The organism is Synechococcus sp. UW140 (genome assembly GCF_900474295.1).
In the GTDB taxonomy this organism is placed as follows: domain Bacteria; phylum Cyanobacteriota; class Cyanobacteriia; order PCC-6307; family Cyanobiaceae; genus Synechococcus_C.
The window spans coordinates 1-1,043 of the sequence record NZ_UCOB01000017.1; the positions used below are offsets into that span (position 1 = coordinate 1).

The following is a 1,043-nucleotide window of genomic DNA, read 5'->3' on the forward strand; positions in this document are numbered from 1 at the left end:
CTCATGACGATCGCTGTAGGACGCGCGCCTCAGCGGGGATGGTTCGACGTCCTCGATGATTGGCTCAAGCGCGACCGCTTCGTTTTTGTCGGCTGGTCCGGCATCCTTCTCTTCCCAACGGCCTATCTGGCCATCGGTGGCTGGCTGACAGGCACCACCTTTGTCACCTCTTGGTACACCCACGGCATTGCCTCGTCGTACCTGGAAGGTTGCAACTTCCTCACCGCTGCTGTGTCCACCCCCGCTGATGCGATGGGTCACAGCCTTCTGCTGCTCTGGGGCCCTGAGGCCCAGGGCGACTTCGTTCGCTGGTTCCAGCTCGGCGGCCTCTGGGCCTTCGTGGCCCTGCACGGCGCCTTCGCACTGATCGGCTTCATGCTGCGTCAGTTCGAAATCGCCCGTCTGGTCGGCATTCGTCCTTACAACGCCATCGCCTTCTCCGGTCCGATTGCGGTGTTCGTCAGTGTTTTCCTGATGTACCCCCTCGGCCAGAGCAGCTGGTTCTTTGCTCCCAGTTTTGGGGTGGCAGCGATCTTCCGCTTCCTCCTCTTCCTCCAGGGCTTCCACAACTGGACCCTCAACCCCTTCCACATGATGGGCGTGGCCGGCATCCTCGGCGGCGCACTGCTCTGCGCCATTCACGGCGCCACCGTGGAAAACACCCTGTTTGAGGATGGCGAGCAGTCCAATACCTTCAAGGCGTTCGAGCCCACCCAGGAAGAAGAGACCTATTCGATGGTCACCGCCAACCGCTTCTGGAGCCAGATCTTCGGGATCGCCTTCTCCAACAAGCGCTGGCTGCACTTCTTCATGCTGTTCGTGCCTGTGATGGGGCTGTGGACCAGCGCCATCGGCATCGTCGGCCTGGCCCTCAACCTGCGCGCCTATGACTTCGTGTCTCAGGAAATCCGCGCTGCAGAAGATCCCGAATTCGAGACCTTCTACACCAAGAACGTCCTTCTGAATGAAGGTCTGCGTGCCTGGATGGCACCGGCTGACCAGCCGCACGAAAACTTCGTCTTCCCTGAAGAGGTTCTGCCCCG

Annotated in this window: 1 protein-coding gene; it reads left to right on the forward strand. The window is 60.8% G+C overall.

Translation table 11 applies throughout. From position 1 onward, the window contains the following. Positions 1-3: 3 nt before the first annotated feature. Positions 4-1,043: photosystem II D2 protein (photosystem q(a) protein) (psbD, locus tag DXY10_RS06865; protein WP_115017685.1), on the forward strand; the 1,040-nt coding region annotated here is incomplete at its 3' end.